Annotated in this window: 21 protein-coding genes; 12 read left to right on the forward strand and 9 right to left on the reverse strand. The window is 61.6% G+C overall.

What is annotated here, in order from left to right:
* Window positions 1-44: 44 nt before the first annotated feature.
* Window positions 45-1,358, forward strand: coding sequence for a sodium-dependent transporter (locus OKC44_RS15685; protein WP_029304843.1), 1,314 nt, complete (start codon window positions 45-47; stop codon window positions 1,356-1,358).
* A gap of 21 nt (window positions 1,359-1,379) precedes the next feature.
* Here the strand turns inward: OKC44_RS15685 and OKC44_RS15690 are convergent, their stop codons facing one another.
* From OKC44_RS15690 to OKC44_RS15710, 5 genes are all read right to left on the reverse strand, one after another.
* The gene (locus OKC44_RS15690) at window positions 1,380-3,005 is read right to left on the reverse strand and encodes a hypothetical protein (protein ID WP_270813956.1); all 1,626 of its coding nucleotides are present in this window, start codon (window positions 3,003-3,005) and stop codon (window positions 1,380-1,382) included.
* A 110-nt stretch (window positions 3,006-3,115) separates the two neighbouring features.
* Window positions 3,116-3,841, reverse strand: a complete 726-nt coding sequence (locus OKC44_RS15695) for a DUF3142 domain-containing protein (protein WP_011707337.1) — start codon at window positions 3,839-3,841, stop codon at window positions 3,116-3,118.
* Window positions 3,811-5,877 carry a hypothetical protein gene (locus tag OKC44_RS15700; RefSeq protein ID WP_270813960.1) on the reverse strand — a complete coding sequence of 689 codons (2,067 nt, stop codon included), beginning with the start codon at window positions 5,875-5,877 and terminating at the stop codon, window positions 3,811-3,813. The genes OKC44_RS15695 and OKC44_RS15700 overlap by 31 nt, the downstream gene beginning before the upstream one ends.
* A 93-nt stretch (window positions 5,878-5,970) precedes the next feature.
* Entirely contained in the window at window positions 5,971-6,435 is a 465-nt protein-coding gene (locus OKC44_RS15705; protein WP_270813963.1) for a hypothetical protein, read from the reverse strand.
* Window positions 6,436-6,477: 42 nt separating this feature from the next.
* On the reverse strand, window positions 6,478-7,854 hold the full coding sequence (locus OKC44_RS15710) for an aminotransferase-like domain-containing protein (protein WP_270813966.1): 1,377 nt from the start codon (window positions 7,852-7,854) through the stop codon (window positions 6,478-6,480).
* 117 nt (window positions 7,855-7,971) lie between these two features.
* Between OKC44_RS15710 and OKC44_RS15715 the strand changes: the two genes are divergently transcribed.
* The 11 genes from OKC44_RS15715 to OKC44_RS15765 all read left to right on the forward strand — a co-directional run bounded on the left by OKC44_RS15715 (window position 7,972) and on the right by OKC44_RS15765 (window position 21,010).
* Complete coding sequence (locus tag OKC44_RS15715; RefSeq protein ID WP_016351932.1) at window positions 7,972-8,568, forward strand: LysE family translocator; 597 nt, start codon at window positions 7,972-7,974, stop codon at window positions 8,566-8,568.
* A gap of 124 nt (window positions 8,569-8,692) precedes the next feature.
* Window positions 8,693-9,283 (forward strand): LysE family translocator, encoded by a 591-nt coding sequence (locus tag OKC44_RS15720; RefSeq protein WP_017411093.1) that lies wholly within the window; start codon window positions 8,693-8,695, stop codon window positions 9,281-9,283.
* A 131-nt stretch (window positions 9,284-9,414) separates the two neighbouring features.
* Entirely contained in the window at window positions 9,415-10,107 is a 693-nt protein-coding gene (locus tag OKC44_RS15725; RefSeq protein WP_270813969.1) for an aspartate/glutamate racemase family protein, read from the forward strand.
* A gap of 126 nt (window positions 10,108-10,233) precedes the next feature.
* Window positions 10,234-11,883: a multicopper oxidase CueO gene (gene cueO / locus OKC44_RS15730; RefSeq protein ID WP_270813972.1), complete on the forward strand. Its 1,650-nt coding sequence runs from the start codon at window positions 10,234-10,236 to the stop codon at window positions 11,881-11,883.
* Window positions 11,884-12,042: 159 nt separating this feature from the next.
* Window positions 12,043-13,149, forward strand: coding sequence for a 1-acyl-sn-glycerol-3-phosphate acyltransferase (locus tag OKC44_RS15735; protein ID WP_011707330.1), 1,107 nt, complete (start codon window positions 12,043-12,045; stop codon window positions 13,147-13,149).
* A 310-nt stretch (window positions 13,150-13,459) separates the two neighbouring features.
* Window positions 13,460-13,930, forward strand: coding sequence for a YhcH/YjgK/YiaL family protein (locus OKC44_RS15740; RefSeq protein ID WP_270813975.1), 471 nt, complete (start codon window positions 13,460-13,462; stop codon window positions 13,928-13,930).
* Window positions 13,931-14,104: 174 nt separating this feature from the next.
* Entirely contained in the window at window positions 14,105-15,304 is a 1,200-nt protein-coding gene (locus tag OKC44_RS15745) for an acetate kinase (RefSeq protein ID WP_202004345.1), read from the forward strand.
* 133 nt (window positions 15,305-15,437) lie between these two features.
* Window positions 15,438-16,679: a mechanosensitive ion channel family protein gene (locus tag OKC44_RS15750; protein ID WP_024945798.1), complete on the forward strand. Its 1,242-nt coding sequence runs from the start codon at window positions 15,438-15,440 to the stop codon at window positions 16,677-16,679.
* Window positions 16,680-16,866: 187 nt separating this feature from the next.
* Complete coding sequence (locus tag OKC44_RS15755) at window positions 16,867-17,793, forward strand: L,D-transpeptidase family protein (protein ID WP_016351926.1); 927 nt, start codon at window positions 16,867-16,869, stop codon at window positions 17,791-17,793.
* Window positions 17,794-18,082: 289 nt separating this feature from the next.
* Window positions 18,083-19,600 carry a sodium/proline symporter PutP gene (gene putP, locus OKC44_RS15760; RefSeq protein WP_270813987.1) on the forward strand — a complete coding sequence of 506 codons (1,518 nt, stop codon included), beginning with the start codon at window positions 18,083-18,085 and terminating at the stop codon, window positions 19,598-19,600.
* Window positions 19,601-19,900: 300 nt separating this feature from the next.
* The gene (locus tag OKC44_RS15765) at window positions 19,901-21,010 is read left to right on the forward strand and encodes a hypothetical protein (protein WP_236766380.1); all 1,110 of its coding nucleotides are present in this window, start codon (window positions 19,901-19,903) and stop codon (window positions 21,008-21,010) included.
* A gap of 33 nt (window positions 21,011-21,043) precedes the next feature.
* Here OKC44_RS15765 and OKC44_RS15770 read toward each other — a convergent pair whose 3' ends face one another.
* The 4 genes from OKC44_RS15770 to OKC44_RS15785 all read right to left on the reverse strand — a co-directional run bounded on the left by OKC44_RS15770 (window position 21,044) and on the right by OKC44_RS15785 (window position 25,203).
* Window positions 21,044-21,865: an alpha/beta fold hydrolase gene (locus OKC44_RS15770; RefSeq protein ID WP_270813991.1), complete on the reverse strand. Its 822-nt coding sequence runs from the start codon at window positions 21,863-21,865 to the stop codon at window positions 21,044-21,046.
* Window positions 21,866-22,172: 307 nt separating this feature from the next.
* Window positions 22,173-24,002: an ATP-binding protein gene (locus OKC44_RS15775; RefSeq protein WP_270813994.1), complete on the reverse strand. Its 1,830-nt coding sequence runs from the start codon at window positions 24,000-24,002 to the stop codon at window positions 22,173-22,175.
* A gap of 75 nt (window positions 24,003-24,077) precedes the next feature.
* Window positions 24,078-24,506 (reverse strand): VOC family protein, encoded by a 429-nt coding sequence (locus OKC44_RS15780; protein ID WP_270813997.1) that lies wholly within the window; start codon window positions 24,504-24,506, stop codon window positions 24,078-24,080.
* Window positions 24,507-24,840: 334 nt separating this feature from the next.
* Entirely contained in the window at window positions 24,841-25,203 is a 363-nt protein-coding gene (locus OKC44_RS15785) for a DUF2061 domain-containing protein (RefSeq protein WP_168755467.1), read from the reverse strand.
* Between the last annotated feature and the right edge of the window lie 173 nt (window positions 25,204-25,376).

Raw genomic sequence — 25,376 nt, forward strand, 5'->3', positions numbered from 1 at the left:
TACCCATGGAGTATCGATGTGATGTTGTCTTGCCCGGAGGTTGTATGAGCCAGGTTCAGTGGTCTTCCCGTATCGGTCATGTGCTGGCAGCCGCCGGTTCGGCGATCGGCCTTGGCGCCATCTGGAAGTTTCCCTATGTGACGGCCACCAACGGCGGCGGTGCCTTCCTGCTGATGTTTCTGCTGTTCAGCTTCACCCTGGGGGTGGCCGTGCTGGTGGGTGAGACCCTGCTCGGCAGCCGCAGCCAGCGCGGGGTGCTCGGTGCCTTCCACAAGCTGGTGGGGCCGAACTGGCGCTGGATGGGGTACATGGGGATCCTGTGCGGCTTCTTCATCTACAGCTTCTACAGCGTGGTGGGCGGCTGGACCGTGGGTTACGCGGCGCTGGCGGTGAGCGGGCAGCTCAACCTGAGCGAGGGCACGGCGCTGACCGCCTTGTTCAACGGCTATGTCAGCCACCCCTGGTGGCCGGTGCTGACCCATCTGGTGTTTGCCGGCCTCACCTGGTGGTTCGTGCAGGGAGGCCTGCAGAAGGGGGTGGAGCGGGCGCTGCGCTGGATGATGCCGGCCCTGTTCGTGATGATGATGCTGCTGGTGGTGACTGGCCTCTCCATGCCCGGCGCCATGGCCGGGGTGCGCCAGTTCCTGCTGCCGGACTTCTCCATGCTGACCGGCCAGGGCGTGCTGGACGCGCTGGGGCTGGCCTTCTTCTCCCTCTCCATCGGGCTTGGCGTGCACACCACCTATGGTGCCTATCTGCCCAGCAGCGAGGGCGTGCTGCGCTCCGGCGTCTGGGTGGTGACCCTGGCGAGCCTCATCTCGGTGCTGGCGGGGTTGATGATCTTCCCGGTGCTGGCCTCTACCGGTATTGACCCGACTGCCGGGCCAGGGCTCACCTTCATGACCATGCCGGCGGTGTTCAACCATCTGCCGTTCGGCCAGGGGCTGGCAGTAGTGTTCTTCTTGCTGCTCTTGGTGGCGGCGCTCTCCTCCTCCATCTCCATGCTGGAGCACCTGGTACGCTTCACCACCGAGGAGTGGGGCTGGTCGCGGCGCGGTGCCTGCCGGGTGCTGACCCTGCTGATCATGGCGTCCGGCATTCCGGTCAGCCTGTCGTTCGGCCCCTGGAGCGAGCTGACCCTGTTCGGCAAGACCATCTTCGATCTGCTGGACTATCTCACCTCCAACCTGATGATGCCGCTGTTCGGCCTGGTGCTGACCCTGCTGCTGGGCTGGCGACTGGGTGAGTCCGTGCTGCCTGATGGCCTGTCGCCGCTGCTGCGCGGCTGCCTGCTCTGGTGCTGGCGGCTGGTGGCGCCGCTGCTGATCGCCGGCATTCTGGTGCGCGGGCTGCTGTAACCTCGGCCCGGCTGACCGGGCCTAGTTGGGGGGCGTGGTGGGCAGGCGGGGATTGAGGTGGGAGCGGATCTGCAGCAGGGTCTTGTGGTACTCCTCGGCGTGGTGCTCCATGAAGGAGGCGCTGTGGTTGAGGCGCCGTTCCAGCCGATCCACCAGCAGGGCCACCCTGGGGGCGGCCATGCCGGCCGGCCAGCACAGTTGCAGCAGCTCCAGCAGTTGCCAGGCATCGCCGGGCAGGGCGGGGAACTCCTCCTGCAGGGTCAGCGCATACTGCACGGCCAGTTGGTGCTGACCCGCCGCGCTGGCCCGTTGCCGCTCCTGGCGCAGGTAGGTCAGCCGCAGTTCGCGCCGCTCCAGCTGTTTCATGAAATCGCCGATGACCTGCTTGAACAGCTGCTGTACCAGCGGGGCCGGGGCGACCCTGGCCTGATACTGGCTGAGCTGGCTCAGGTAGCGCTGGGCATGGTGGGGCAGGCCGCAGAACTGGCTGACGGCAAAGCCGAGCAGCTGGTTGAGGTGGTGATCCCGCGCGCTCTCCGGCGGGTGCTTGGCGAGCAGCAACAGGGCCTCGTCGAAGCGATAGTCCAGGCTCAGCATCAGCGCCTTGAGCAGGGCCTCCTCGTGGGCCCGCAGGGTCACCGCCTGGCTGAGGTAGCGATACTCCTGCTGCAAGGCACTGATCCGGGCGGCGCTCGGGTAGTGCCAGAGCACCGCCAGGCTGGCATTGAGGATGAAGTTATCGATGGACACCCGGAACTTGTGATCGCCGAAGAAGCGCAGGCTGAGGGCGTTGGCCTGCTCCAGCGCCTTGCCCTCGTCCTTGAGCAGCAGCGCCAGCAGAATGGCCGCCTGGCGCCACTCCGGTTGCCAGGCCTGCTTTTGCAACAGCAGGGTGAGCACGTCCCAGGCCCCTTCCCACTGCCGCTCGTGCAGCAGACAGGCCAGCGCCAGCTCCAGTTGCAGGGGTGCTGGCAGCCGTTCCCGGTTGCGGGCCAGATCCTTGCGCGCACTTTCCAGTTTGTTCAGCCCCAGCAGAGCGTGGATCAACCCCTTGCGCGGCCACCAGGCATCGTGCTCCGTGGTGCAGACCGCGTAGTGCTGGGCGGCGTGAAAGTGATCCTGATGCTGCAGCAGCATGTAGCCCTTGATCCTGTCCAGCAGCGGCCCCAGCTCCCGGTACTTCTGCTGTTGATAGAGCAGGTCCTCGCACAGGGCGCAGCTGACCTGCCACTCCCTGAGCTTCATCGGGGCGGGCAGGGTGCGGGTCAGCCCGGTCAGCTGCACCAGTTCGCGCAGACTGGCGGTGAGCTGATCGGCGGTGAACGGCATGGGCAGCAGCAACGGAAAGTAGAGGTCGGAAGGGGGAAACTGCAGCTGATCGTGATCCTCGTCCAGCAGCAGCAGCACGCAGCCCGGTTCGAGCAGACCCAGATAGTGGGCCTCCTGCAGCAAGCGCCCCCCCTCACGGGCCTGATGGTGGTACTGGCGGCAGATGACCACATCGAACGACTGCTGGCGCAGCAGGGTGGGCAGGGTCGCCAGCTCCTTGCAATGGGTCAGCTGGGCGGGGGTGATCCCCTGCTCATTCAGCCCTCGGGAGAGGGCCGTGCTGAGCATGGCATCATCTTCGATCAGGAGGATCTGCATCCTTGGCGCTCCTTGGCTGGTTCAGGGTACGGACAAGTATGGCATGTTGCCGGAGTCAAAGAGCTACCACGCTCGACGCCAGCCTGGGGGCGGTCAATTCCTCCCCGGCGTTAGGCACCTGGCGGGTTGATGAGAAACACCACCGCACCGCGATAGGCAGCCGAATCGGCCAGTCTGCTCTCCCACGTTGGATCCCACTCGCCTCCCTGCACCAGCCCTACCTTGAAAGGCAGGGTCAGCCGCGTCAGCGCCTGCAAGTAGCGGGCGTAGCCCGGCTCGGTGCGGCGGCCGCGATAGGTCTGTACCACCAGCTCGTCGACCACGCCGGCAAGGGCGTTGAGGGTCGTCACATCGCCGGTGCGGGTCCAGTCCAGCAGGCCGGTGATGCTGATGGCGCAGTCGGCGGGCAGCTGGCGACGGAGCTGGCGCAGGAAGTCGCCATAGTCCGCCAGCCGGTGGGTGCGGGCATCAAAATCGATCTGGACGCCGCGCACCCCATTGCCCTTGCGCTGCCAGGCCGCCAGCTGGTTGGTCAGGTTCTTGAGCAGGGCCTCATCCCAGTCGAGCCGCTCTACCCGGTAGGCGAGCCAGAGCTCCTTTACCGGCAGCTTGCTCGGCGCTATGCCCTGCCCCTGAAAGCGCACGGGCTGGCGCGCATCGAGCGGGCCTATCTCCCCCTGATGCAGATAGAGCCGCTCGGCCTGTTGCAGCACCGGCTGGGGCCTGACCCCGGCCCACAGCCAGAACTGGCGGTAGTGGCTCGCCTCGACGGCGGCGCTGGTCTCGGCGCCCAGCAGCGCCAGCATCACCAGTAATATTTGAGCTGCTTGGCCCACTGGCTCGTTCCGTACTGGCGTTTGAGGGTGTTGAACCAGCCCTTGCGCTGGCTTAGGGGGATCTCCTGGCTGCCGCAGCTGTTGTTGCCGCTCGGGGCGTAACAGTTGATGGCGCGGTAGAGGGCGTACGCCTTCTCCTCCTTGGCGGCCTTGGGGCTGGTGATCACCTGTTGATACCAGTCGAGCCGGCTGCGCTGCTGGCCGGCAAACAGATCCCGGCTGCCCGCCAGGGTGTCGGCGCCCGGCCGCTGCAGGAGCGGATCCCAGTCCAGCCCCTGGCTCAGGAAAAACTCGCCGAGGCAGTTGAGTGCCTTGGGGGATTTGGGGTTGTCCGCCAGGGTGGTGACCACCGCCGTGAGCGCCGGGCACTGATACTCCTGGCTCCCTTGCCAGTCAAACGGGGCGGCCAGCGGGGCCAGCGCCAGATCCTGCAGGAAGCCCCGGTAGTCGCCGTGGGTCAGCTGCTTGTAGCGCAGGGTGTGGCCGGCGCGCTGGCGCAGGGTGTCGGAGGCCTGCTCATCCTGCACCATGCGGCGCAGCAGCGGGGCCGGTGCCACGTACTCCAGCAGCGGAATGCGGTAGTGATCGCTCTGGATGGGGCTCTCCTTGGCGAACACCTGCTCCAGCCGGCCGGCCCGCTCCAGGGTCATGGCCAGCGCCAGCTGCAGCAGCTGATCCTGCAAGGGGGTGGGCTGGCTGGCGAGCAGGGCGCGCCACTGCTGCTCCGCCTCGGGCAGCGCCTGACTGGCCGCCAGCGCCATGCCCTTGAGCACCTGCTGGCTGAACGCCAGGTTGTCGAGTGGTCCCTTGCCGAGGGCGGGAGCGGCGGCGATGACGGCGGCATAATCCTTGGCCAGATAGTAGCGCTCGGCCTGCTGCAGGTAGGAGAGCCAGGCCGGGTTGCTGGCAAACTGGGCGCTCTGCTGGACCAGCTCGCCGGATTGCAGCGGTTGCCACTCGTCCCAACTCTCATGCAAACGCAGCCGGCGCAAATCCTGCACCAGGGTCAGCTGCGGCATGGCGGCTGAGCCGGTGAAGCCGGGCTGCATCAGCAGCTTGAGGTCTATTTCGTTGAGCAGCTCCGGGTTGCCCGGCTGGCGGCTCGCCTGCTGGAACAGGCCGGCCAGCGCCGCCTCATCCCCCTTGAACCAGGCGAGCCGGCGCAGCAGTCCGTTGGCGGAGTCGAGATAGCGCCCCTCTGGGTAGCGGCTGCGATAGTCGACGATGAACTGCTCGGCGCGTTGCACGGCGGCCTGGTCAATCTGGTTGCGATCCAGTGTGCCCCAGTCATCGAAGGCGCTTTGCTGGGACTGGTTGAGGGCGACCCGGATCCGCATGTAATCCGCCGTCTCTTTCAGCCAGGGCTGATCCTGCCCGGCGAGGGCGGCAAACAGCGCATCGGCCTGGGCGAACTCCCCCTGATAGAAGAGTCGGCTGGCAGCCAGGTAGTCGGCAAAGCCCTGGCCGGCGGCCGACAGCGGTGCGGCCTTGTCCTCCTGCATCGTGGCCGTTTCGACCTGCTGGGCGCACTGGCCCAGCATGGTCAGCCGCTGGCGGGCCAGCTGGCTGCGCTCGTCGGCGCCAAGCGCCGGGGTGTCGACCAGCGCCTGCAGGAAGGCTTCGGCCGCGACCGGATTGTTGCTGATGCAGCGCCCCTCGCTCCAGCCGGCGGCCCGTTCCAGGGCGGCCTGGGTGGTGTTCTGCTCGATGCCGAGACCGGCGGCCAGTGCCAGCAGGGGATCCGATCCGGCGGGGGCCGGCTCGGCCTGGGTCGGGTTGAGCAGGGCCGGGTTGAGCAGATCCTCGATGGCGAAGGGCAGCGGCAGCGGCGCCTTGGGCAGCGAGAAGGCCTGCTCATCGGCCAGCAGCAGCGCCAGGTTGGTGCGGGTGTCGTTGTCGGGGGAGAGGAACGGCAGCCCGTTCAGGTGGCACTGGGCGGCGGTCAGTTGCAGGGTGAGCGGCGTCTCGCAGCCATCCGGGCCGCAGGCCAGGGTGGGCAGGCTGCACAGGGCCAGCCACAGGGGAGTCAGTTTCATGGGCGCTTCCAGCAGGAGTCGGGATGCTGGCACGCTACAAGATGGCTTCGCCCCTTTCAACTGACCATAGGGGCAGGTCGGCCGGCGGCGGGCCTATTGCAGACCGGGCCCTTTGGCCGAGAAGGGGCAGTCGCGCTGCTGGATCCGTTGCTCCCCCGAGCCCGCCGCTCCCTGCCAGTGCAGGGCGAGCTGGCCGAGGCGGCCCAGGTGGCGCAGTTCGAATTCGTAGCGCAGGCAGGGCTCGGTGAGGGGCAGGCTGGCCATGCCGGCCGGCAGCCGGTAGTCGTAGCGCAGCAGGGGGCCGTCTGTCAGCGCGCTGCGGCTGGGCAGCAGCCCCTCTGCCGTGGGGACGGGGGCGCTCAGCCGTCGGCGCAGGCTGAGGGGGGCATCGATCGCCTTCTGATAGTGCAGGCCGTTCATCGCCGCCAGCTCCTCTTCCAGCCGTTGCAACTCCCCCTCCAGCCCGCTTAGCGCGGTCCCCAGCTGTTGATGAGCGGGGGAGGCGCAGCCCCCCAGCAGCAGGGTGAGGAGCAACAAGGGGGCGCGGGTCGGGTACATGGGCTCTCCTTTGAGCGCACGGATGGGCTGGGCCGGGGCTGACTATAGCAGGGTATTGGTGGGCGGCGCGGCGCGCAGCAGGCTGGCGAGCCGCTCCAGCCCCTCGGCGACGCGGGCGTCGGTGGCTGGCTGGCTCAGGCTCAGCCGCACGCCCTGCGGGGCGGCGAACTGGCCGGCGGCGAAGTGTTCCCCGCTGGCCACGCCGACGTCAAGGGCGTTGGCGGCCTCGGCGAACTCCTGGCTGCGCCAGGGTTCCGGCAGCGGCAGCCAGGCGTGCATGGAGCCCGCCTGCCAGCAGGCCCCCGGCAGCAGGTGGCGCAGCAGCTCGCCGCGACGTGCCAGGATCTGCCGCTGCTGTTCGACCAATGGCATGATCTGGCGCTGGCTCACCAGCTTGCAGGCCAGCTCGATGAGCAGCGGGCTCACCATCCAGCTCGACAGCCGCATCGCCTGGGCGAAGGCGCCGCGCAGGGCCGGCGGGGTCAGCACGAAGCCGACCCGCAGGCCGCCACAGGCGATCTTGGCCAGGCTGCCCAGATAGATGACTCGTTCCGGCGCCAGATTGACCAGCGGCGTCACCGGTTGCTGGGGCAGCAGGCCGTTGACGTCATCCTCGATGATCAGCAGGTCGTGGCGACGGGCGATGGCGACGATGGCCTCGCGCCGCGCCAGGCTCATGGTGGCGGTGGTGGGATTTTGCAGGGTGGGGGTGAGGTAGAGCAGCTTGGCGCGGCGGGTGCGGCAGGCCGCCTCCAGCGCGTCGGGCAGCAGTCCCTCTGCGTCCATCGCCAGCCCCACCACCTGATTCTTCAGCTGACGGGCATTGCCCAGCATGCCAGGGTAGCTGAGCCCTTCGCAGAACAGGGTCTCCCCCACGCAGCCGGTGGCCAGCAGGGAGAGCATGATGCCGTGCTGGGCGCCGTGGCTGAACAGCAGATACTCCTCGCTGCCCGCCACTCCCTGCTCGGCCAGCCAGTCGATGAACAGCTGGCGCTGGCTCGGCTGGCCCGCCTCCTTGTCATAACCGAGCAGGGCGTTGAGATCTCCGTCCGCCACTTCCGCCAGCATGGGGCGGATGATGGCGGCCCGATCCAGCTGCACCGGCAGGTTCTGCCACAACTCGATGCGGTGCCCCTCCTCCTTGCGGATCACCCAGGCGTTGGCCGGATCCTCATGATCCCCCTTGACCCAGGTGCCGTGCCCCACCCGGGCGGCCAGCAGCCCGCGCCGCTCCGCCTCGCCATAGGCGCGGGTGACGGTGCCGACGGTGACTCCCAGCTTGTCCGCCAGCGCCCTGTGGGTGGGCAGCCGGGTCTCGGGCGGCAGGGAGCCGTCCTGAATGGCCTGCTCGATGGCCTTCACCAGTTTGAGGTAGAGGGGGCCTGCGAAGGGGGTGAGGTCCGGGGTCCAGATTGTCATGGTGACAATAAATCCATTGATCGAAATGTATCGGCAATATAGCGTGAATTTGAACCCGATAACAACCAAAAGTGGCACATTGTATCGATACAATGTGCGCAGTTCAGGAGTACAAAGATGACGATCGAATGGTATGCCACCCTGTTTGGCTTTGCGTTGCTCACCTGCGGCACGCCGGGCCCCAACAACCTCATGCTGACCGCCTCCGGCGCCAACTTCGGGGTGCGTCGCACCCTGCCTCATCTGATCGGTGTCGTGGTGGGACAACCCGTCCTGCAACTGGTGCTGGCGCTGGGGCTCTACCCCCTGTTCGAGCGTTGGCCGCTGCTCAAGCTGAGCCTGCAGGTGCTGGGCAGCCTCTATCTGCTGTGGCTGGCATGGCGCATCGCGGTGGCCGGTGCCCCCGGCGATCCGGAACGACGTTCGCGCCCGCTGACCCTGCTGGAGGGGCTGGGCTTTCAGTTCCTCAACCCCAAGGCCTGGATGATGGGGATCTCCGCCATCAGTCTGTTCAGTCTGCCGGGCAGTGCTTACTGGCCGAGTCTGTGGGGCATCATGGCCGTCTTCCCTATGGCCGGATTGCCAGTCTGCTTTGCCTGGGTGCTGTTCGGTCATCAGCTCAGTCGCTGGATCAACTCTGACAGAGGTTGGCGCCGGCTCAACGGCAGCCTGGGGGCGCTGACCGCGCTCTGCGTGGTGATGCTCTGGTACTGAGTGCTGCCAGGGGCCGCATAAAGATGCGAAGAAAGTGCATCTGCGGCCTTGTCTGACGGGCACCGGCTCTGCATATTAGAAGGCTTGTCGCCGAGTCGGCGCCCTGCATCATCAAGAGGTTGAGATGGATCTGAACTGGTTGCTTCCCTTGGCGGGCTTTGCCCTCATCACGTGCGGTACGCCGGGCCCCAACAACATGCTGCTCACCAGCGCCGGTGCGGCCCAGGGCTTTCGCCGCAGCGTGCCCCTGCTGGTGGGGGTGGTGGGGGGGATCAACCTGATGATCCTGGCCACGGCGCTGGGACTGGGGGTGATGTTCGAGCAGCTGCCGCTGCTGCATGACGGGCTCAAGCTTATCGGCTCGGCCTACCTGCTCTGGCTGGCCTGGAAGGTGGCGACCGCCAGCGGCCCGGCCGAGGGCAACCGGCCGCTGATCCCGGCCCATCAGGGGGCCATGCTGCAACTGCTCAACCCCAAGGCGTGGATGATGGCGCTCTCCGCCATCAGCGGCTTCACCCTGGCGGGAGAGGCCTACTGGCCCTCCGCCATCTGGGTGCTCGGCATCTTCTTCGTGACCGGCCTCTATACCGGGGCCTTCTGGGTGCTGTTCGGTGCCCAGGTGCGCCGCCTCATTCGCACCGCTAGAGGCTGGCGTCGTTTCAATCTCGGCATGGGGGTCGCCACGGCGGCCTGCGTGCTGATGATCTGGATTTAGTCCGGGTCTGCGCCCGGGCCTTTACCGGCTGTCTTGTTGGCCCTGCGGGGCCTTTTTTATTCTTGGAGCGGTGCGATGATGCGCGCCGCCCTTCGCTCGGTTTGCATGATCGTTTTACACAAGGAGGTCCCATGAAATGTATCGGTCTGCTGGGTGGCATGAGCTGGGAGTCCACCGTCAGCTACTATCAGGCGCTCAACCGGGGCGTGCGCGAGCGTCTCGGCGGTCTGCACTCGGCGCGGGTGCTGCTGAGCAGCGTCGACTTTGCCGAGATAGAGCGGCTGCAGCATATCGGGGACTGGCCCGCCACCGCCCGCTTGCTGGCGGCCGAGGCGCAGGCCATCCAGGCCGGCGGCGCCAACTTTCTGCTGATCGGCACCAACACCATGCACAAGGTGGCGCCCGAGATCGAGGCCGCCATCGACATCCCGTTGCTCCATATCGCCGATGCCACCGCGCGTCAGCTGCAAGCGGACGGGATCCAAAGGGTCGGCCTGCTCGGCACCCGCTTCACCATGGAGCAGGATTTCTACAAGGGGCGCTTGCAGGACAAATTCGGGCTGGAGGTGCTGGTGCCTGATGCGGCGCAGCGGGAGCGGGTGCACCGCATCATCTATGACGAGCTGTGCCTTGGCGACATTCGCGACGCATCGCGGGCCGAGTATCTGGCCATCATCGAGGGGCTGGCGGTCGCTGGCGCTCAGGCGGTGATCCTCGGTTGCACCGAGATAGCCCTGCTGGTGGGGGAGGCCGAGGCCGCGGTGCCGCTCTACGACACCACCGCCATTCACGCCGAGGCGGCGGTAACCCTGGCGCTGGCTTGACGACCATGTCTCTGCTGGCAAGCGGATAAGCCAGAAATTGTCCGGCCGTCGGCTCGGCAGGGCTTGACCTTGCCGCAGGGTTGCTGCTTAGGCTGAAGGTCCGCTTTGGCCAACGAGGAACGACTCATGCAGCGTCGCGATTTTCTCAAATTCTCCACCGCCGTCGGTATCGCCGGCGCCCTACCCTGGTGGGGTCGGGCGGTTGCCGCCGAGCGCCCAGCCCTGCCAATTCCTGCGCTGCTGGAGGCGGACGCCAGCGGCGTGTTTCAGCTCAGAGCCCAGCCGGGCCAGATGCAGTGGCGACGCCAGCCGACTCATAGCTGGGGCTACAACGGCAACCTGCTCGGCCCCACTTTGCGTGCCCGTCAGGGGCAGGCGGTGCGAGTCCGGGTTGCCAACCAGCTGGCGGAGACCACTACTGTGCACTGGCACGGGCTGGAGGTGCCCGGCACCGCCGATGGCGGCCCGCAGGCCAGCATCCCTTCCGGCAAAGAGTGGCAGGCGGCGTTTCGCATCGAGCAGCCGGCGGCCACCTGCTGGTATCACCCCCACACCCACGGACAGACCGGCCATCAGGTGGCCATGGGGCTGGCCGGGCTCTTCATCCTCGATGACGAGGAGAGCCTGCGGCTGCCGCTGCCCCAGCGCTGGGGCGTGGACGACATCCCGCTGGTGCTGCAGGACAAGCGCCTCGATGGGCGGGATCAGGTGGACTACCAGCTGGATGTTATGAGCGCGGCGGTCGGCTGGTTCGGCGATCTGATGCTGACCAACGGCGCCGTCTATCCGACCCACGACGCGCCCCGCGGTTGGCTGCGCTTGCGGCTGCTCAACGGCTGCAATGCCCGCTCTCTCACGTTGGCGACCAGTGACGGCCGCCCCTTGTATGTGATCGGCAGCGATGGCGGTCTGCTGGCGGAGCCGGTGGCGCTGAGCGAGCTGGCGCTGCTGCCGGGGGAGCGCTTCGAGGTGATGGTGGATGCCCGCAACGGCAAGGCGTTCGACCTGCTCACCCTGCCGGTACGCCAGATGGGGATGACCCTGGCGCCGTTCGATGCGGCCCTGCCGCTGCTGCGGATCCGGCCCTCCCTCATCGAGGGCAAGGGGCGTCTGCCGGACAGCCTGGCGCAGCTGCCTGCGCTGCCCGCCACTCAAGGCTTGCCGAGCCGCACCCTGACCCTGTCGATGGATCCCGAGCTGGATCGGCAGGGGATGCAGGCTCTGATGAGCCGCTACGGCCACGGCGCCATGGCGGGCATGAGCATGGCCCACGGCGATACGGGCGCCATGGCCGGGATGAAGATGGACGGGCAAGGCGACGGGATGGCGGGGATGGATCATGGCGAGATGGCCATGCCAGCGGGCGAGATGCAGCACGACACCATGGCCGGGATGCAGGAGGACAAGGGCAGTGCCAAGCCGCTGGATCTGCACGGCGGCAACCGCATCAACGGCCAGGCCTTCGCCATGAACGACCCGCAGTTTGCGGTCAAGCGCGGCCGTACCGAGCGCTGGATCATCTCGGGGGAGGGGGACATGATGCTGCACCCCTTCCATATTCACGGCACCCGCTTCCGGATCCTGAGCGAGAACGGCCAGCCGGTGGCACCGCATCGCGCCGGCTGGAAGGACATCGTCAAGGTGGAGGGCGGGCGCAGCGAGGTGCTGGTGCGTTTCGATCACACGGCGCCCAAGGAGCGGGCCTACATGGCCCACTGTCATCTGCTGGAGCACGAGGATACCGGCATGATGCTCTCGTTCACGGTGGAAGAGTAAAAAGAATGGCCCGAACGGGGCCATTTGTTCATTTCACTGGTCAGATCTCACTATCTACGCACGCCACATACCCCTCGGCATAAAAGCGTGTAAAATTGCGCCCTGAATTTTCCGGCCAGCGCGCGCTGGCCGCGACTCCTTACCTGCAAGGCTGACACTGTGACTGAAGTAGATAGATTCGCGGACATTCGCCCCTACCGCGATGAGGAAGTGCCGGCAGCCATCGAACGGCTGATCCGGGATGATGAATTTGTCGGCGCCATCGCCAAGTATCGTTTCGGCTCCCTGATGAGCTGGCTGGGCTGGGCCATCCGCCCGCTGATCCGCCAGTTCCTGCGCTACAAGTGGTCCAAGGTGACCACCATCCATCAGGTGCAGATGGGGGTGACCCGCTACATGAGCCGGATGATCGCCACCTCCACCCAGGGGGTGACCTTCTCCGGGCTCGAGCATCTGAAGAAGGAGCAGGGCTACCTGTTCGTCTCCAACCACAGGGACATCGCCATGGATCCGGCGTTCGTCAACTGGGGGCTGCACACCCACGGGTTCGATACCGTGCGCATTGCCATCGGTGACAACCTGCTGCGCAAACCCTGCGCCACCGAGCTGATGAAGCTCAACAAGAGCTTCATCGTCAAGCGCTCCGCCAAGGGGCCGCGGGAGATGATGAAGGCGCTCGGCGAGCTGTCGGCCTACATCGGCCAGTCGGTGCACGAAGGCCACTCCATCTGGATCGCCCAGAAGGAAGGGCGCGCCAAGAACGGCGATGACAAGACCGATCCGGCCATCCTCAAGATGTTCTACGTGGACGGCAAGAAGCAGAAGATCGAGTTCGTCGATTACATGCGCAGCCTCAATATCGTGCCGGTCAGCATCAGCTACGAGCTGGATCCTACCGACAAGGCCAAGGCGCGCGAGCTGTACGAGAAGTCGGTCAACGGCAGCTACGAGAAGGGCGAGTTCGAGGACATCGAGAGCATCGTCGCTGGCATCGTCGGTCAGAAGGGGCGGGTACACGTCTCCTTCGGCGCCCCCATCACCGAGGGCTTCAGCGATCCGGACGAGCTGGCTGCGCTCATCGACAAGGCCATCTGGGGCAACTACCGCCTCTTCCCGGGCAACTACCTGGCTGCAGATGTGTCCGGCAAGGCCAACACCATCGAGCAGGCTGCCTTCCTGAGCCGTCAGTCGGAGGTGCCGGAAGAGCACAAGGCCATCTGGCGCGCCATGTACGCCAAGCCGGTGGAGAACGCCGGCAAGGCTTGAATGGCACCGGTTATCACCGGGTGATGCGAAAAAAACGGGAGCAGATGCTCCCGTTTTTGCGTCTGGTCAAAGTCGACGGTGCTGGAGTAGTGAATAATATTGTTTCAGCTGGTACGATCACTGGGCGAACGCGCTTGCGCCTCTTGGCAAGCCGCGGATGAGTGTGTAACAGTGCACTCATCCCGCTTGATACGAGCAAATGCTCTATCTCTGTCTGCACGGATTGCAGGCGGTGTGACACAAGGACCTCAACAGGGTCCTTTTTCATTTTGCGGCTAAGATGTCGCCTGAATACACCTAAGGAAGCGCCATGATCACCGGCAGTCTGAACACCCTGCAGCGCACGCCGCTGCCCGCCCCGCTGGACAGCATCATGGTCGAGGTGGTGCAAAGCGTCGAACAGTGGCTGCAGGCGCCGCTCGGCAAGCAGGAGATCGACGGCCTCAAGCTGTTCTGCCTGGTGAGCGAGGAGCTGACCGAGCCGGCCGCGGATCGCCGTGGCGAGTTCCATCAGCAGTATCTGGACATCCAGCTGTTGCTGCGTGGTGAAGAGTGGATCGGGGTCGGGCCCCATGGCTATGTTGCCGAAGGCGCCGATCATCCCCATCCCGACCTCTGGTTCGTCGAGGACGAACAGATCAGTTATCTGGCGTTGCAGCCCGGCGACTTCGCCATCTTCTGGCCGGGAGAACTGCATCGCCCCCTCTGCACCCCCAACCAGCCGGCTCAGGTGAAGAAGCTGGTGGTCAAGGTGCACCGGGATCTGCTGGCCGGCCTGTGACCGCTGGCGCAGCCTGGCTGAGACGAGTGCCCGGAATGATCCGGATTTGCACTTAACATATTGAAAAATTGGGCGCACTTTCCTGCGACCATAAGCCCCCGGCAGGGGAATCCCATCCACTTTGGATGACACGACACTGTCGGCATAAAGCCGAAGCACAGGAAGATGTAGAACATGAGCAAGTTGGTATTGATCCTTAACTGCGGTAGCTCTTCCCTGAAATTTGCCGTAATGGACGCCGAAACAGGTGAGGACATGCTGTCCGGCCTGGCCGAATGCTTCAATCTGGATGATGCACGTATCAAATGGAAACTCCACGGGGTCAAGGGCGAAGCCATGCTGGGCGCGGGCGCCGCGCACCAGGAGGCCCTCGACCACATCGTGGGTCACATCCTGCCGCAGGATCCGACCCTGGCCGAGCAGTTGGTGGCCATCGGTCACCGCATCGTGCACGGTGGCGAGCAGTTCTCCCGTTCCGTTCGCATCGATGACGGCGTGATTGCCGGCATCGAAGCCGCCATTCCGTTCGCCCCCCTGCACAACCCGGCGCACCTGATCGGCATCCGTGCCGCGCTCAAGGTGTTCCCGGCGCTGGCAGAGAAGAACGTGGCCGTGTTCGACACCGCCTTCCACCAGACCCTGCCAGAGGAAGCCTACCTCTACGCGCTGCCCTACAAGCTCTACAAAGAGAACGGCATCCGTCGTTACGGCGCCCACGGCACCTCCCACCGCTTCATCGCAGAAGAGACCGCCAAGGCGCTGGGCAAGCCGCTGGCAGAGCTCAACATCATCAACTGCCACCTGGGTAACGGCGCCTCCGTCTGTGCCATCCGTGGCGGCGAATCCGTCGACACCTCCATGGGCCTGACCCCGCTGGAAGGGCTGGCGATGGGCACCCGCTCCGGCGACATAGACCCGGCCGTGGTGTTCTTCATGCACGACCAGCTCGGTTACAGCGTGGAGCAGATCAACCACACCCTGACCCGCGAGTCCGGCCTGCTGGGCATGACCGAGGCGAGCAGCGACTGCCGCTACGTCACCACCAACTACGCCACCGACGCCGGTGCCAAGCGCGCGCTGGACGTGTTCACCTACCGGGTGGCCAAGTATGTCGGTGCCTACGCTGCCGCCATGGATGGTCGTCTGGACGCCCTGGTGTTCACCGGTGGTATCGGTGAAAACGCCGCCATGGTGCGCGAGATGGTGCTGGCCCGTCTGGCCCTGTTCGGCTTCAAGATCGACAAGGAAGCCAACAACGCCGCGGTGCTGGGCGGTGAAGGCCCCATCACGGCCGAAGGCAGCCGCCTGGCGCTGGTGATGCCCACCAACGAAGAGCTGGTCATCGCCCGCGATGCCCTGAGCCTGGTCGGCTAACGCCCCCTCGCTCCCAGACAACGCCCGGCCCCTGCCGGGCGTTGTCGTTTGTGGCGGCCGTGACGCCGGCTGTCATTTGACATGGGGTGGCAGATACGTACCCTGACCGCAGTTTCACGCACTGGAGGATGGGATGAAGGAGATGTTTTTTCGCTGGCTGGCCGGGCTCGGGCTGGAGGTCACCGGCATGATGGGGCTGGTGATTGCCCTCGGCTTTATCGTGCTCACCTCTCTGTTGCTGCACATGCTGCTGCACCGGGTGCTGCTGGTGCGGCTGGTGGGCGTGCTCGGCAAGACCAAGCAGGTGTGGCTGCCGCCCCAACTGCAGCAGCGATTGTTCTACCGGCTCGCCTTCGTGCTGCAGGGGGCCGTGCTGCTCGGGCAGGCCGAGATCTGGCTGCCGCGCAACTCCGACAGCCTGCAACTGATCGAGATGGTGGCCCAGCTCTGGATCCTGCTGTTCCTGCTGCTCTCCCTGTTTGCCCTGCTCGACTGCATGTTGTCGGTGAGCCGCTACACCCGGCTCGGGCGGGATCTGCCCCTGCGCGGCATCTTCCAGGGGGTGAAGCTGGTGGGCAGCATCCTGGTGGGCATCCTGATGATCGCCCTGCTGCTCGGCAAGTCGCCGCTGTTCCTGTTCAGCGGTCTGGGTGCCATGACTGCGGTATTGATGTTGGTGTTCAAGGACCCCATCCTCGGGCTGGTGGCCGGTATCCAGCTCTCCGCCAACCGGATGCTGAGCGTCGGTGACTGGCTGCAGATGGACAAGTACGGCGCCGATGGCGAGGTGACCGACATCGGTCTCACCACGGTCAAGGTGTCGAACTGGGACAAGACCATCACCACCATCCCCACCTATGCCCTCATCTCCGACTCCTTCAAGAACTGGCAAGGGATGACGGAGTCGGGTGGCCGCCGTATCAAGCGCAGCGTCAACATCGACATGACCAGCGTGCGCTTCCTGACGGCGGAGGAGCAACTGCAGCTCAAGCAGGCCCAACTGCTGGCGCCCTATCTGAGCCGCAAGGAGCAGGAGCTGAGCGCCTACAACCAGCAGCTGAGCGACGCCATCAGCTGCCCCATCAACGGTCGTCACCTCACCAACCTCGGCACCCTGCGCGCTTATCTGGACGCCTACCTGCGCGCCCACCCCGGCATTCGCAAGGACATGACCCTGATGGTGCGCCAGCTGGCACCGACCTCGGACGGTTTGCCGCTGGAGATCTACTGCTTCACGGCGACCACCGCCTGGGCCGATTACGAAGGGATCCAGGCCGACATTTTCGACCACATCTTTGCCATCATTGAGCAATTTCATCTGCGGTTGCACCAATCTCCCACAGGTTACGATATGCGCGCCTGGCAAAAGGGGTAAACGACCGTTCGGCAGGGGCTGGCGGCGGATAAAAAAAGCGATATTAATCGCCGACCCGCCGCCACTTGTCAGTTGAAATTTGCCCGGCAGAGGAGAAAAATGGCGGCCTTCTCTTCGCCCCCCGGATCGCCTGCCGCTCCCGGGTCAGCCCAGAGTCTTGAACCACGTCATCCATTACAGGAAAGTTATGAAGCTCCTCCACACTACTGCGGCCGCGCTGTGCTGCAGCCTCCTCTTGGGCGCCGCGCCTGCGCTCGCGGTTGAATACGCCCTGCCTGCGGCCAACAGCCGCCTGGTGGGTGAAAATCTGGAATACGTGGTCCCGGCCGAAGAAAACGGCCAGCCGCTGGAGGCCGCCGCCGCCAAATTCCAGCTGGGGCTGACCAACATGCTGGAAGCCAACCCCAAGGCGGATCCCCTGCTGCTGCAGACCGGCGAGAAGCTGATCGTGCCGCACCAGCTGATCCTGCCGGATGCGCCCCGTGAAGGCATCGTGCTGAACGTGGCCGAGATGCGCCTCTACTACTACCCGAAAGGCAAGAAGGTGGTGGAAGTGCTGCCCATCGGCATCGGCCAGCTCGGCACCGACACCCCGGAAAACTGGGTGACCAGCGTGCAGCGCAAGAAGGCGGGCCCGACCTGGACCCCGACCGCCAAGATGCATGCCGAATATGCCGCCCGTGGCGAAAGCCTGCCGGCAGTATGGCCGGCCGGCCCGGACAACCCCATGGGGCTGTTCGCGCTCTACATCGGCAAGATGTACGCCATCCACGGCACCAACGCCCAGTTCGGCATCGGCCTGCGGGTGAGCCACGGCTGTGTGCGCCTGCGCAACGACGACATCGAGTACTTGTTCAAGAAGGTACCGGTCGGTACCCGCGTGCAGTTCGTCAACCAGCCGATCAAGGCCAGTGTCGAGCCGGATGGCCGCCGCTACCTGGAAGTGCATCAGCCGCTCTCCCGCAATCAGGAGGAGTTCAACTCCAGCCTGCCTGCGCCGCTGCCGATGACCCCGGCGGTGACCCGCTTCATCGCCCACGCCGACAGCGACTCCCAGCTGGTCAAGCAGGCACTGGAGCAGCGCAGCGGCATGCCGATCGCGATCAATCGCTGATTGGCGCTTGCCGACATGGCCCCGACCTCTGGTCGGGGCTTTTTTTTTGCGGCCGTGGCGGGACTGTGCCGCTGCTCGTGCCCGGCGGATAAGCAGTTGCTGCGTCAGGATAAAATCTGGCGGAACGGGGCAAAGCTGGTCTGTTGGTTAAAGATGAAACGTTTATATTGTGTTTTCTGTTTGTTAAAAAAGGTTGAGGTCATGGGATCTGCTGATTAAGCTAGGGCGGTTTTTTTAAGGAAGAGCCCGTCGTCAGAACGGGTACACACGTCACATAACGGAGTTTTGAATGACAGCCAGCACACCCATGCTCATCACCTTTCTGGTGTACATCCTCGGGATGGTCCTGATCGGCTTTATCGCCTATCGCGCCACCCGCAACTTTGACGACTACATTCTCGGCGGCCGCCGGATGGGGAGCTGGGTGACCGCCCTCTCCGCCGGCGCCTCCGACATGAGCGGCTGGCTCCTGATGGGCCTGCCGGGCGCCGTCTTCATCGGCGGCATCTCCGAGAGCTGGATCGCCATCGGCCTCACTCTGGGGGCCTATCTCAACTGGCGCTGGGTCGCCGGCCGGCTGCGGGTGCATACCGAGAAGAACCGCAACGCCCTGACCCTGCCGGACTACTTCACCTACCGCTTTGAGGACAAGAGCCGGGTGCTGCGCATCCTCTCCGCCCTGGTGATCCTGCTGTTCTTCACCATCTACTGCGCCTCCGGCGTGGTGGCCGGTGCCCGCCTGTTCGAGAGCACCTTCGGCATGAGCTATGACACCGCCCTCTGGGTCGGTGCCGCGGCCACCATCACCTACACCTTCTTCGGCGGCTTCCTCGCGGTGAGCTGGACCGATACGGTGCAGGCCACCCTGATGATCTTCGCCCTGATCCTCACGCCGGTGTTCGTCATCATCGCGGTGGGCGGCATCGACACCGCCATGGTGCAGGTGGCGGCGCAGAACGCCAGCAACCTCGACATGTTCAAGAACCTGGACTTCATCGCCATCATCTCGCTGATGGCCTGGGGCCTGGGCTACTTCGGCCAGCCCCACATCCTGGCGCGCTTCATGGCGGCGGACTCCCACCACTCCATGACCAATGCCCGCCGCATCAGCATGACCTGGATGGTGCTGTGCCTCGGTGGCGCCGTGGCCATCGGCTTCTTTGGTCTGGCCTACTTCTCCACCTTCACCGAACAGGCGGCCGGCGTCACCGGCAACCCGGAGCGGGTCTTCATCGAGCTCTCCAAGATCCTGTTCAACCCCTGGATTGCCGGCGTGCTGCTCTCCGCCATCCTGGCGGCGGTAATGAGTACCCTCAGTTGCCAGTTGCTGGTCTGCTCCAGCGCCATCACCGAGGATCTCTACAAGCCGTTCCTGCGCAAGAACGCCTCCCAGCAGGAGCTGGTGTGGGTCGGTCGTGCCATGGTGCTGGTGATCGCGCTGATCGCCATCAGCGTTGCCATGAACCCGGAGAACCGGGTGCTGGGGCTGGTGAGCTACGCCTGGGCCGGCTTTGGTGCCGCCTTCGGCCCCGTGGTGCTGCTCTCCGTGCTCTGGTCGCGGATGACCCGCAACGGCGCCCTGGCGGGCATGCTGGTGGGCGCCCTGACCGTCATCGTCTGGAAGCAGTTCGGCTGGCTGGGGCTCTATGAGATCATCCCTGGCTTCCTCTTCTCCGGACTCGCCATTGTCGTGTTCAGCCTGCTGGACAAGGCCCCCTCCAAGGCCATGCTGGAGCGCTTCGACGACGCCGAGCGCGAGTTCCAGACCCCGCCGGATGCGCTGGGTCAACCGGTTGCCGTCAACTGAGTCGGCCATCCTGGATAACAAAAAGCCCCGCAATGCGGGGCTTTTTTACCAGTACAAGCGACAGATCCGTATCGAAGACGCTCTAGATGCCAAAGATCCTTTCTACGATCTGAAAGAAGTTAAAAACCGGGCTTAATTGCTTGTCTTGCTCGTGTTTGGGTTGGCATGATGAAAGCCGGAACCGTATGGTTCCTTTTTCATCTGTTGATTGCCCACTTCTGCGAGAGAAAATTTCAATATGCCCACTCTGATGAGTGGGCAGCGTGAGGATGGACAATAGCCACAACACAGGAGAGAAGGGTGATAGCAAGGTTTTGGCTGGGGTTGGGTTGTTTGTTGCTAGCTATGGTTACGCAGGCCAGCGAGGTGTATCAGGGCAAGGTAGGACGAATGCCGGTGGTGATGACCCTTGATACGTCATCAGATGGTACGGTCAGTGGGCGTTACTTCTACCGCAAGTACCGAAAGGATATTCCCCTGTCGGGTAAGTGGGAGGGTAAGACCCTGCAGCTCTCAGAATTGTGGGATAACAGTGAACCCGAAAAGATCGCCATGCTCCTCGAGCGCTCCGGTAATGGCCTTCAGGGAACATGGGCCGGGAAGAAGCCTATTTCTGTGGTATTGAAGGTGGTCGATAGCAGCGCCATTGATATACAGGATCCGGTTCTTGTCAGCTGGCGTAAGCGTGATCTTTATGAACTCATGCGACTTGAAGGACTTTCACTAAAACCGGGCAAGCGAGAGTCATTTCAGGGTTATAGCTTGCAATGGCTGCAAGAGCCGCAAAGCAAAATTGCGTATTTTCGCATTACGTCAGGGCTACCTGCTGAGCAGCTTGGGAAACTCAATCATGTGCTGGCAGAGCGTCAGTGGAGCGAGGTCGCCAGTTATTTTCAGTGTATGAGTACCCCTATGGGTGGGGAATTCGATCAGACGGTTACGCCCCGTTTCATCAGTCCGAACTTGCTCAGCGCCAGTATCTTTACTGGCTATTTTTGCGGTGGTGCACACCCTGACTTTGGTGATTCGCCATTAAACATTAATCTTGCCACCGGAGAGATGCTGACACTCGAAGACCTGCTCTGGGTTGGTAGTGGAGCCCCAGTAAAGTTCGATAGTCGGTCGTATGACCCTGCAGCATCTGAGTACAAGGAGAAGTATCTGGGCCCTTGGCTCGTAAACGAGTTTCGGCGGCTCTACCCCAATGATATGGTTCCCGATGCGGAAGAGTGCAATTACGCAGATCCGTCAGTCTGGGAGTATGCCTCTTGGTATATGACAGAGAAGGGAATAGTGTTGGACCCTTCTTTTCCCCGTGTCGAGCGTAGCTGCGAGCTGACCGAGTGGAGCATACTACCCTGGTCGGTTATCAAGCAGCACCCGGGGCGATTACAGCAGCTGATGCCTTGATGAAAAAACCGGAACCCTTGGGTTCCGGTTTTTTCATGCCTGCTGTTTGAGCCAACGCAGCAGCTGCTGCACAAACAGCGTGGGCTGCTCGATGGGGTAGAGATGGCCAACATCCGCCACCTGCAGGCGCTGGCAGGCGGGGATGGCGTTGCCAAGGGCCTCGCACACTTGCGCAAACAGCGCTCTGGTCTGCGCGCCCTGCACGATGCAGGTAGGCACGCTGAGCGCGGCAAGGCGCGACGGCGACCAATCCGGCCGCTCGCTCTGGCTCAACTGCTTGGGCAGGCTGGCGGCCTCCGCCAGTTGGGCCTGCTGCCACTTGAGGGGTTGTGCGGCAAAGTAGCCCGGGCGGCCCCCCGAGCCATCGATCAGGGTGGCCACCGCCTCTTGCAACTGCCCAGCTTCAACCTGACCAAACACAGGGCCGAACATGGCGCCGGCATCGGCCATAAAGGCGGCGAGCCCCTGCTCATCCAGCGCCCCCGGGCAGCCCGGCTCCACCAGATAGAGGCTTCGGACGTGTTCCGGTGCCTGCAAGGCGGCTGTCAGCGCCACATCCGCGCCATAAGACCAGCCGACCAGATAGACAGGCCCGCACGCCAGCTGTGCGAGCAGCGCCAGCAGATCGCCGGCATGGGTCTCAAGGCCGAAAGGCCCCTCTTTGCCCGCCTCGCCAAAGTGGCGCAGGGTGGGGGCATAGACGGTGTAGTGCTGTGAGAGCTGCTCGATATGCTCGAGCCAGAGGGTATGGTTGGCCAACGCGCCATGGATCAGCAGCAGCGGCTCACCAGAACCGGCCTGCAGGCAGGGCATTGGGCTGCCATTGATGATTAAGGTGTGAGTCTGTGACTGCATATCAACGCCTCCTCGGCGTGTCGTAGAAGTGGGGGTATATATAACAATGGCGAGGAGGACGGTTATTTAAGTTACTTGCCATTTAATTATAAAAATATTTATTTATCGGCGGAAACCTATAATTTCAGCTTGTGATGATGTCGATGAGTTTCATACCGGCTCAAAGTGTAAACATAAAGCAGGTAAAGGGGGGGGGGTGGTGTGCGATGATATAAAGTATGGTTCGCATATTGCAAATATGGGGGGAGTCTGATTCAGACACCGGCTTTAGGCCGGTATCTGGTAGTTATAGTATCGTTCATGAATGTTAAATATCGATATCTAATTGACATCTGGATCTTACTTGATTAATGAAAACGCCTAAACTAGGAGGCATTTTTTGGCTGAACATGCTTTCCCAAGTATCTTCCCAATTATCGTTCAAAGAAAAAATTCTTTTATTTGTTTTTACATTTATTACCTTGCTGAAAAGCCATGGTTGATTTAGAAGTCTGGCATCTCTTAATGCTCTGGATACATTGTTTGAAAATTTTGGTTTATTAGATGGTGTTAGGTATTTATTTATTGCTGATGTCATATCTGCACCTGTCGATGTCGGTATTCCCCTCACAGCTTGTATTACGAGCGCCATAAAAATCAAAGGTATATACTCAGTGCCAAGTGATGACAAAGTGTTTATGTTTTTAGGGACGACAGATTGAATTACCTTTTCTATATTGACTATCTTTCCATCGATAACTTTAAGTTCATCCCAAAGTACTCCGCTAGTTTTCCTCCACGCTGCGGCAGAACCTTTTCTTTCTGGTATTTGCTCAATGATATCTCGGTCTTTCAAACGGAGAAATACAGATTTCATTTTGTTTTCGCTCTTTATTCCTGTAATCTCCCGGCCGATTTTATTGGTTATCTCCTCGTGTTCACGCAGATAATCTATTACTAACTCCTCTGGTGAGGCAAGAGACTGATGATATATGAATACTAGAACTGAATCATCTGTCTCAACTATTTCTGGAGCTTTCAATCTTAATAGATTCATTGCTCTGAATGCAGTATTTAATCCCTCTCCTACATCTTTGTTTGGCGGCTCCGGAAATTTGTTTATTAATCTAACTAGGGTTGGATTTCTTGCGCTTTGAGTATCCAAAATATTTTTTGTTGTAACATGTCCAGGTAATTTTCCTGGGCTTTCAATTTCAACTCTGTTATCAAAAATACGAATTTGAACATCAGCTGCAATACTGTAGTCTCTATGCAATACAGCATTGGTTATTATTTCGTGTATTGTTTCATGTGGGTATGTGATTGAAATAAGACTCTTGTCGCCTAATCTTTTAATATTTTCAATTATTTTCTTTGTCTTATCTACAGCTTGGTAAATTAAGTTGTAGGCATCTCCTTCAACTGTTAATGGTACTCCATCTAGAAACTCCCTGCCAATATCCTCTTCGCGAGTTTTATATCGCATGATTTTAATACTGCATCTTTTGGCTAAGTATATGGCTGGTTCATCACAAAAAAGAAGTACTCCTACAACCTTAGCTTGCTCATCGCGAATAAGCTCTTGATTCTCTAAATACTTTATAGGCTCTGAGTGTGGAATTATATTTATCATGAAGTTGGTGATGGATTTACTTTCTTTTAATTTTTTATGATTAACATCGATCCATTCATCTTCAAAGGTAAATATACCTTTGTCAAATTTTAATTTAGCAATATCCTCATCTTTTTCTATCTTAATTTTCCCTGCGTTTTGCCTTACAAATATTTCTCCTTTTGTAGATTTAACAATGTGCTTAATCTTTTTTACAATAATGTGTAGAATGTACCCTGTTTCATTCTCACAGCTTAAAAACTCAAATGTAAGGTGGTTTCCAAAAGGATGTGCATTGAAAAGGACATGAACAACGTCATTTGCAGCTTCTTGATCAGCATAACCATTCCACCGTCTTAAACCAGTTCTAGAATCTTCTTCAATACCAAGATATATATCCCCACCTCCTGAGTTTGCAAAAGCAGATACAGTTTCAGATAATTTTGCTGGTTTGATTTCTTTAGCCTTTACATCAGTAAGATAGCCTTCCTCTATATTTATAATGTTTTCCGCTTGGTTATTATCAATTTCGAATGCATTAATCATTTTTCAACTCATCCTTTGATTCTTTATTGTTTAATTCATTGTTTACTGCCCTTGCTAAAGATAGATAATCATTTGTTAGTAAGTAATGACCACTGATTCCGCGTTACGTTTTGCTTCACCGTGATAAACCGCCTCGATATTATTGCCGTCCGGATCGAGGACGAATGCGGCGTAGTAGCCGGGGTGATAATTGCGCTCGCCGGGGGAGCCGTTGTCCTGGCCGCCATGGGCCAGCGCTGCCTGATAGAAGCGATCCACCATGGCTCTGTCTTGCGCCTGAAAGGCAAGGTGATGGCGGCCGGTCAATGTCCCCAGCGCCGCCGGGCTGTCGATGGCGGTGACAAACAGTTCGTCTGCCCAGAAGTAGCCCTCACCGGTGCCGCCTATGGGAATGTCGAGTGCGGCCAGTGCGGCCGTATAAAAGCGCTGGCTGGCGGCCAGGTCTTTCACCACCAGCTGGAGATGGTCGATCAGCCGACCGCGATGCAATGTTTGTGTTTCCATACACCACCTTGCTTTGCATGTTGTGGATGAGTCGCCGGCCGCCCCTCGCTGTGATCGGCAGGAGTTGGTAAGCCGATGGCATGGCTACCGCCCCTGAATTTCAGCCTCCAGTCTGCTGCTTTGTAACCAACGGGGGTGGCGGAGAGGGCTCATGGGTGACTCCGACGAGGCTTGGATTGCCATTCGGGTATGGTAGCGAGAGAGGGGCGCAGGGGAAGGGCGAGGTGATAAATGTTGGGGCGGGATCAACAAATTGGTCAGTACGGCAGGGGCTGGTCCCCTTGCCGGGGGAGAGAAGCTTGTTCAGGCCTGGGGAAGGGCCGCAGCCCCTCCCTCAGGCCAATGCCAGCGACTGGCGGTTGCGCCACAGCCGTTCGTGGAAGAAGAAGATGACTGTATTGATGGCAGGCTCGATCATCGCCATCACGCCGCCGGTGAGCAGCTCGCCGCTCAGCAGGTAGGCGACGCCGAAGGCCACCGAGAAGTGCACCAGGGCGAAGCTGCTGGTCTTGGCCTGCAGGCTGTGGCGGGGCTTGAGCTTGTGCCAGCCGAGATCGTGGAAGTAGAAGGCGACCGTGTTGACGGCGGGTTCGATCAGGGCGATCAGGCTGGCGGTGAGCAGTTCACCGGTCAGCAGGTAAGCCACGGTGAAGGCCACGGTGAAGTGCAAAACGGCAAAGCTGATGGTCTTTTTCATGATGGCGGCTCCCTCTGGTGATGAACAGAGTATCCCCTGAAATCACAATAAATGAAAACCATTCTCATCTAATGGTTGGATAGGGCGGGCCTATCAAGTGAGAACGCCCTCACCGGATTGGGAGTTGCCAGGGGCCACAGCGGCGCTAGAGTGATCTTTTGCCATGAAAAAGG

This window comes from Aeromonas sp. S41-2 (genome assembly GCF_027705845.1).
GTDB lineage: Bacteria > Pseudomonadota > Gammaproteobacteria > Enterobacterales > Aeromonadaceae > Aeromonas > Aeromonas hydrophila.

Bases quoted from the DNA above. Each gene is read 5' to 3' on its own strand.
- OKC44_RS15685 (WP_029304843.1), top strand. From the start codon at position 45: ATGAGCCAGGTTCAGTGGTCTTCCCGTATCGGTCATGTGCTGGCAGCC.
- OKC44_RS15690 (WP_270813956.1), bottom strand. From the start codon at position 3,005: ATGCAGATCCTCCTGATCGAAGATGATGCCATGCTCAGCACGGCCCTC.
- OKC44_RS15700 (WP_270813960.1), bottom strand. From the start codon at position 5,877: ATGAAACTGACTCCCCTGTGGCTGGCCCTGTGCAGCCTGCCCACCCTG.
- OKC44_RS15705 (WP_270813963.1), bottom strand. From the start codon at position 6,435: ATGTACCCGACCCGCGCCCCCTTGTTGCTCCTCACCCTGCTGCTGGGG.
- OKC44_RS15710 (WP_270813966.1), bottom strand. From the start codon at position 7,854: ATGACAATCTGGACCCCGGACCTCACCCCCTTCGCAGGCCCCCTCTAC.
- OKC44_RS15715 (WP_016351932.1), top strand. From the start codon at position 7,972: ATGACGATCGAATGGTATGCCACCCTGTTTGGCTTTGCGTTGCTCACC.
- OKC44_RS15720 (WP_017411093.1), top strand. From the start codon at position 8,693: ATGGATCTGAACTGGTTGCTTCCCTTGGCGGGCTTTGCCCTCATCACG.
- OKC44_RS15725 (WP_270813969.1), top strand. From the start codon at position 9,415: ATGAAATGTATCGGTCTGCTGGGTGGCATGAGCTGGGAGTCCACCGTC.
- cueO (WP_270813972.1), top strand. From the start codon at position 10,234: ATGCAGCGTCGCGATTTTCTCAAATTCTCCACCGCCGTCGGTATCGCC.
- OKC44_RS15740 (WP_270813975.1), top strand. From the start codon at position 13,460: ATGATCACCGGCAGTCTGAACACCCTGCAGCGCACGCCGCTGCCCGCC.
- OKC44_RS15745 (WP_202004345.1), top strand. From the start codon at position 14,105: ATGAGCAAGTTGGTATTGATCCTTAACTGCGGTAGCTCTTCCCTGAAA.
- OKC44_RS15750 (WP_024945798.1), top strand. From the start codon at position 15,438: ATGAAGGAGATGTTTTTTCGCTGGCTGGCCGGGCTCGGGCTGGAGGTC.
- OKC44_RS15755 (WP_016351926.1), top strand. From the start codon at position 16,867: ATGAAGCTCCTCCACACTACTGCGGCCGCGCTGTGCTGCAGCCTCCTC.
- putP (WP_270813987.1), top strand. From the start codon at position 18,083: ATGACAGCCAGCACACCCATGCTCATCACCTTTCTGGTGTACATCCTC.
- OKC44_RS15770 (WP_270813991.1), bottom strand. From the start codon at position 21,865: ATGCAGTCACAGACTCACACCTTAATCATCAATGGCAGCCCAATGCCC.
- OKC44_RS15775 (WP_270813994.1), bottom strand. From the start codon at position 24,002: ATGATTAATGCATTCGAAATTGATAATAACCAAGCGGAAAACATTATA.
- OKC44_RS15780 (WP_270813997.1), bottom strand. From the start codon at position 24,506: ATGGAAACACAAACATTGCATCGCGGTCGGCTGATCGACCATCTCCAG.
- OKC44_RS15785 (WP_168755467.1), bottom strand. From the start codon at position 25,203: ATGAAAAAGACCATCAGCTTTGCCGTTTTGCACTTCACCGTGGCCTTC.